Origin of the sequence: Methanocella sp. (assembly GCF_035506375.1) — an archaeon.
In the GTDB taxonomy this organism is placed as follows: Archaea; Halobacteriota; Methanocellia; order Methanocellales; family Methanocellaceae; genus Methanocella.
In genome coordinates this window covers 1-6,647 of the sequence record NZ_DATJPM010000008.1, presented here as the reverse complement: position 1 = coordinate 6,647, position 6,647 = coordinate 1, and the positions used below count along the sequence as shown (strand labels likewise).

6 protein-coding genes are annotated in these 6,647 nt (G+C 54.7%); 5 read left to right on the top strand and 1 reads right to left on the bottom strand.

The window, feature by feature from the left end:
- The first annotated feature begins 448 nt into the window (after window positions 1-448).
- Both VMC84_RS01005 and VMC84_RS01000 read left to right on the top strand, forming a co-directional pair.
- Complete coding sequence (locus tag VMC84_RS01005) at window positions 449-1,657, top strand: YcaO-related McrA-glycine thioamidation protein (protein ID WP_325377254.1); 1,209 nt, start codon at window positions 449-451, stop codon at window positions 1,655-1,657.
- The gene (locus VMC84_RS01000; RefSeq protein ID WP_325377252.1) at window positions 1,654-2,310 is read left to right on the top strand and encodes a TfuA-related McrA-glycine thioamidation protein; all 657 of its coding nucleotides are present in this window, start codon (window positions 1,654-1,656) and stop codon (window positions 2,308-2,310) included. Before VMC84_RS01005 ends, VMC84_RS01000 begins: the two co-directional genes overlap by 4 nt.
- Before the next feature lie 59 nt (window positions 2,311-2,369).
- On the opposite strand, the gene VMC84_RS00995 is transcribed toward VMC84_RS01000, so the two are convergent.
- Window positions 2,370-2,714, bottom strand: coding sequence for a hypothetical protein (locus VMC84_RS00995; RefSeq protein ID WP_325377250.1), 345 nt, complete (start codon window positions 2,712-2,714; stop codon window positions 2,370-2,372).
- 90 nt (window positions 2,715-2,804) lie between these two features.
- Here VMC84_RS00995 and VMC84_RS00990 point away from each other — a divergent pair, with 90 nt between their 5' ends.
- The 3 genes from VMC84_RS00990 to VMC84_RS00980 all read left to right on the top strand — a co-directional run bounded on the left by VMC84_RS00990 (window position 2,805) and on the right by VMC84_RS00980 (window position 6,539).
- A complete protein-coding gene (locus VMC84_RS00990) occupies window positions 2,805-3,986 on the top strand; it encodes a beta-propeller fold lactonase family protein (protein WP_325377248.1) in 1,182 nt (393 codons plus the stop codon).
- Between the two features lie 1,147 nt (window positions 3,987-5,133).
- A complete protein-coding gene (locus VMC84_RS00985; protein WP_325377246.1) occupies window positions 5,134-5,925 on the top strand; it encodes a sulfite exporter TauE/SafE family protein in 792 nt (263 codons plus the stop codon).
- The gene (locus VMC84_RS00980; protein ID WP_325377256.1) at window positions 5,922-6,539 is read left to right on the top strand and encodes an amino acid kinase; all 618 of its coding nucleotides are present in this window, start codon (window positions 5,922-5,924) and stop codon (window positions 6,537-6,539) included. The genes VMC84_RS00985 and VMC84_RS00980 overlap by 4 nt, the downstream gene beginning before the upstream one ends.
- Window positions 6,540-6,647 lie beyond the last annotated feature (108 nt).

The window sequence follows — 6,647 nt, the reverse complement described above, 5'->3', positions numbered from 1 at the left end:
GACCGTCGCACCTACGGTGATGGGCTTGCCGTACAGGTCGTTTGCCGTTATGCTGTCGCTCGCTTCCATGCGTTATCGCCATTGAGTACTATGAGGATGAAATAAATAAACTTGATGCCGGTATTCACCACGGCGACACGGCGGTACCACGGAGGGCACGGTTAATTTTTCACCACGGCGGCACGGCGAACACGGCGCTTTTTATGATCGGCACGGCGGATGCACGGCGACACGGTTTCCTGATAATATTATTAAGCAGGGGGTCTCCGAGGGGGCATCAGCCCCCTTCAGGAAATAAAAGAGCGCCGTGCTCGCCGTGTCGCCGTGGTGAATAAAAAACCGTGCCCTCCGTGGTGCCTCCGTGCGTCCCGTGGTTTGCCTGCGCCGACACTTTAAATACGCATCGTCGCCATAAAGTATTCGAACCGGCTGAACGAGAGATGATGGGATGAAGCTCACTTTAAAAAAGACGCCGAAGGGATACACGAAGGACACACACCGGGTGGTACCGCCCGAGGAGACGCTGGCCAGGGTAGAAAAGGTCCTGCCGGGCATCGGCGTGACACGGGTCGCGGAAATATCCGGCCTCGACCGTATCGGCATTCCGGTCTATTCCGCCATACGCCCGGCCTCGGCAAAAGGCGCCATATCGGTATACGCCGGTAAAGGCGCGACACCCGTGGAGGCGAAGGTCTCGGTCATGATGGAGGCCGTGGAGCGGTACTCCTCGGAGTTCCAGAAGGCCGATAAGAAGCGCGTCGTGCTGGGCACATTGAGCGACATTTCCAACGGCAGGGCCGCGATAGATCCGGTAAAGCTCATACTGCCCGGCCAGCTACTGCCCAACGTCCGGCTCGACTGGATCGACGGGTACGACCTGATGAACAAGAAGGAAGTGCTGCTGCCGTGCAACGCCGTGTTCCACCCATATCTTGCGCCATTCAAGCTTTTCAGGAGCAACACCAACGGCCTTGCCTCCGGGAACACCATCGAAGAGGCTATCTTCCATGGCCTGATGGAGGTCGTCGAGAGGGACGCCCTGTCCATCGCCGAGGCGACAAGGGACCCGGGGAAGGCGATCACGATCACGAAAAAGGACGGGCTGGCTTACGAGCTTTACGCGAAGTTCGGGAAGGCGGGCATCGACGTGAAGCTCTGGTACCTGCCCACCGACTCGGGCATACCGACCGTGCTTGCGGCCACGGACGATAAGGAGCTCATGGACCCCTCTTTACTGGTCATGGGCGTGGGCACGCACATGGATGCCCGAATCGCCGTTTTAAGGGCCCTGACCGAGGTGGCGCAGAGCCGGGCCACCCAGATCCAGGGAGCCCGCGAGGACACTGACCGCGAGAAGGTAGTCCGGACCATCGGCTACGAGCGCATGAAAAGAATGAATAAGCACTGGTACGGCGACGGCAAAGAAGAGATCACGCTGAAGGAGCTGCCGGACCTGTCCACGGACTCGCATAAGGGCGACATCGAGAAGGCCGTGAAGATGCTCAAGGGCTCCGTCGAGGCTGTCGTCGTCACCGTCCTTACACGCGAGGACATTAATATTCCGGTCGTGCGCGTGACCGTCCCGGGCCTCGAGATGTACGCCATCGACCACGAGCGCATCGGCCCACGCTGCAAGCGCCCGGTCATGAGACAATGAGTAAGATCATCGTCTATCTCGGCCCCAGCCTGCCCGTCGAAAAAGCTATAGCTATCTTAGAGGCGGATTACCGGCCCCCCATACGCCGTGGCGACCTGAAAAAGGCAATGAGGTCCGGCGTCGATATCATCGGCATCATCGACGGCACGTTTTTTAACGATTCGCCCGTGGGTCATAAGGAGATACTCGACGTCTTGAAAAAAGGCGTAACCGTCGTCGGCGGCTCCAGCATGGGAGCCCTGCGCGCCTCGGAGCTCGATATCTTCGGCATGGTCGGCGTCGGCCGGGTCTATGAATGTTACCGGTCAGGGCGCATCGAGGCCGACGACGAGGTGGCCGTCACCTATAGCCCGGTGACGGGCGAGCAGCTCTCCGAGCCTTTAGTGAACGTCCGCTACCAGCTAAAGGCTGCCGAGCGGGATGGCATTATCTCTAACGTGGAAAAGGATGCGCTGGTCTCGATGACGGCCGGGATGCATTACCCGGACAGGACTTACCGGAACATGCTCAGGCTAGCCGTCGATAAAGGCGCTCTAAGCGCAAAAAAGGCCGCTTCTCTTTCGGTATTTATTGAAAAAAGGCCGCTGAACCTGAAGGCCGAGGACGCTGTGGCCGTTCTTAAAAAAATAAAAGAATTAGCTACCAATCACTAGCACACGATTTTTTTTCTCATCCAGCTAATGTTAAAGAGCGAGAAAAATTTGTACGATAATTATCCGAGCGTCTCTAAAAAGTCAATGAACTTCCGGAGCTTTGTCGCCCTCTCCTTAGACGCCCTGCGCCCGACCATCTCGAGAAACGCTTCCTTATGCTCCGGAACAATACACGTAAGGCTCTCCTCGCCGTTCTCCGCCAGACATATGAGATAATCCAGCTCCGCATCGCTCAGTTTCTCGACCCGCTCCATAAAATCCTCTTTAGACTTAGAATAGTGGCGCGACAGGGGCGGCAGTATGGAGCGATACATGTGGCCCGACGAGACGCACGTGCCGTCATCAAGTTCGGGGCACAGCTTTTTCAGGATCTGCCAGTCATACTCGCTAAGCTCTCTCGACATCCTTCCTAAATTATAATGGCCTATCTATATACGTTTCCCTTTTATATTCGATGCGGCATATATTCACAATTAATCGCTTGAGGTACGACGATGAAGTGGGCCATCTTAACGATCACCATCGCGGCAGTGTTGATATTATTTTGCGCCGGGGCGCAGGCCGAGGCCCCGTCTCCGGGGCAGGGTTTTCTCTACGTGGGGAATACGGACGAAAGAACTGTCACGATAGTGGACATGCAGAACGATTCGGTCGTGAATTCCATGGACATCGAGAGCCAGATCCTCGGCCTGGCGGCCGACTCGACCGGCTATTACGTTTATGTGGCCAGCAACGACGGCGTCCATATCATCGACACGAAGACCGACAGCAGCCGCAACGTCGGCATGGGCTCGAGCCCGCACGCGATCGCCGTCAGCCCCGACGGCTCCGGCTATTATGTCCTTTACGGCACCTATATTAACCTCGTAAGGATCGGGAGCGGCGACGTGGCCCAGAAGATCGCCCTGCCCAGAAGCAAGGACGTCATGGCCATCAGCCCGGACGGCAGCATGGCGTGCCTGGGAAGCACCAGTTTCACGACTGTCGGGCTCTATAAGATGCCTTCTGGCGAGTCCGCCTCGCCGGAGATCGACTTCGGCAAGAGCGTCGACTGCGCGTTCTCCCCTGATACCGAGTTTGCATATGTCAGCCTGATGGACCAGAAAAAGGTGATAGCCCTTAAAGTCCATGACTACTTTATCAAATCCGACATCGCCGTACCGTCGAACCCAGGAGGCCTGGCCATCAGCCCCGACGGCTCCACGCTTTATGTTACTTTACCGTCGGATAACAGGGTCGTCGCCATCAACACGTCGTCCCGGAACATCGTGGGCACGATCGACGTCGGCGGCTCGCCGCAGCACATCCTCTTCAGCCCCGACGGCCGAAAGGCCTATGTATCCAATTCCGGCTCCAACTCGGTCTCGGTCATCGATACGAGCGGCCTGCCGGGAAGTATCGGGAACGTGACTAAAACTATCTCCGTAGGCTCCCGCCCCGTTTTTCTCGCCATCGCCTCAAAGCCGGCACTGCCCACGGATACGCCCACGCCGACTGCCGCCCCCAGGCCGACGCCAACGATCACCGTGACGCCCACGATAACCCCTTCGCCGACCACGGCGCCAGCTCCGACGCCCACTGCGACGCCAACGCCGAAGCCTACGCCAGGGTTCGAGGCCCTGGCTGCTATGATAGCCATGGCAGGGGTCGTTGTACTGGTAAATAATAAAAAATAAAATTATTGGGAGCCCCTCTGCCCGTGTCAATTAAAATACTTAAGCGTTACTTAAATTTATATGTTGAATTGCTTTTGTATTTTAAGCTTTTTAAGGGCATGGAGGGCACTATTTTCACCACAAAGGCACGATGGCACGGAGGCCCACAAAGTCTTTTTTTAGATTAAGTTACAAAGTACACAAAGCCGGTTCATTGGCGATCAGGGCACGAAGGATACAATGACACAGTGGAATGAACGAGAGCACTTTTTACCCCTGCGCCTTCATATCCTGTATCTTATAAGCTCAAAAAGCGGCTTTGTGCCCTTTGTCTCTTAATTATAAAAAAGTCTTTGTGGGCCTCCGTGCTCTTCGTGCCTTTGTGGTGAAAAATAGTGCCTCCGTACACTCTGAGACTTAAAGGGGCATATTCGACACAGCTTTAATTTCTTTAATAAAGTCTTCGCGAACTTAACAAGCTTCGCGGGCTTAAGCCGGAGAAGTGCAGGACATATAAGACTTATTCAACAAATCAAATTTATAGGAAAAAGGAGGGTAATCGTTTTTGAGGGTAGTACGTTTTTCGAGGGTATTCAGGTTATGGTTCGTTTTTTCAAGGGTATATCATTTGAGGGTAGTGCGGCGGTGTTGCACACCGCCGCAAGAGTAGCCATCACCGACCAGGGTGATGGGGAGGGTAATGGATAAGGTGAGGGCCATAAAGACCGACGGACACGAGGTCCGTCGCATTGTGGTCAACTTGCCACAATCTTTCCCATCCCTACAATAGCAATTATCGTATGGATGCTCAAATATATTATCGTATAATTATTATAAAATTTCTGACAGCCGCCGCATATTATACATAAACAGGCTTGTGCATGCCGATACAGGTTTTATCGTTTCCATGATTTTGTGCGATATATTTTATCGAAACGTGTGCCAATAAAATATGATTTTTCAAAACATGTTATCAAGAGGATATGATTTTTCAGCACATGTGCCGTCGGAATATAACGGCATAAGGCACATGTAACCAGTGTATTCGGTGAAATGCACGTGCTCTGGCACGATTTCATAAAAGACGTTTTTTTCATCCGGTTAAATTAAAGTACGAGCCACGATAAATGAATCATCGTGGCAGCGAATATCTTACTGGAGGCTTAACATGGAGCTCTGGCTGAGCCTGGCTCTGTTCTTTATCACGGGCGCGGTTTCCGGCCTGTTCGGCGGCATGCTTGGCATCGGCGGCGCCACGATCCTCGTCCCGGCCCTCACGCTGCTCTTCGGGCTTCCCATACACCTGGCAATCGGCATATCGCTGCTGAACAACGTGGTCGTTTCCACCTCGGCCACGCTCAGGTACAGGAAAATGGGCCTTCTCAACCGCCGTATAATCTTCGTCATGAACGTCGGCTCCATCGCCGGCATAGTCATCGGCACATTTATCGCTACCCGGAGCCCCGAGGCGGCGCTCAAGGTGCTATTCGGCATGTTTCTGCTTTTTCTGATCGCTAACGCCTTATTACGAAGGAACGCTGTCGATTCCGAGTCGATGAAGGAGCCCGACGCGAGGACGGAAGCCGGCCTTGCTGGCCTGGGCTTCGGCATGGGGCTCCTGGGCGCCCTTCTGGGGCTGGGCGGCGGGACCATCGCCGTGCCCGTGCTCAATAGTATATTCAAGATGCCTCTCAGACAGGCGATCGCCAACTCGCTCGCCACCATCATCCTGGCCTCTTCCATCGGTGCCATCATCTATTTCTATTTAAGCTCCGGGACGCTATTCTCGGCCGAGGAAGCCCTGCTCACCGCAGCCGCCATCATCCCGGGCTCTTTCATCGGAGCGCATCTCGGCACCCGGATCTCCGAGCGCCTGCGCACGAAATACATTAAGTATATCTTTTACGCCATGCTTCTCTACATCGCCTATAATATGATCAAGAGCGGCTTGGGGTGGTGACGTTGTTCGTATTGAAGCTGGGAGGCAGCCTGTTCGATAAGGCTCCCGAGGTTTTAAGGCGCGTGGCGAACTCGGGGGCTGACGTGCTGGTCGTGCCCGGCGGGGGACCTTTTGCAGGCCTTATCCGGGACATAGATAAAGAGCGCCGCCTCTCGGAGGACGCCGCCCACTGGATGGCCGTGCTGGCGATGGACCAGTACGCCTATTATCTGCACGATAAGACGGGGATCGAGCTTACGCCTTTACTTGTTAGAAAAAAGGGCATCCGTATCATCCTGCCCTATGAGGTGCTCCGGCGGCAGGACGAGCTCCCCCACTCATGGGACGTGACCTCGGATACCATCGCCGCCTGGATGGCCTATAAGACAGGTGCGGGGCTCATTAAGGCCACGGACGTTGACGGCGTGACGCTTGAGGGCTGTTTGCAGCAGGCCATCGATGCATCGGCGCTAAAGGGCATAGAGACGTGCGTGGACCTGGCGCTGCCGGGCTTTTTGATCGACCATGGCATGGGCGCCCTCGTCGTAAATGGCCTGGTGGAGGGAAGGCTGGAAGACGCCCTTAAAGGAAAACAAGTAATAGGGACCTATATAACCAGTAAAAATCATGTTTGAACATTTTTATTATATTTGCTGTGTTGAATTACTCCCGTATTTTAAGCTTTTTAAGAGACGGAGGGCACTATTTTCACCACAAAGGCACGAAGTGCACGGAGGCCCACA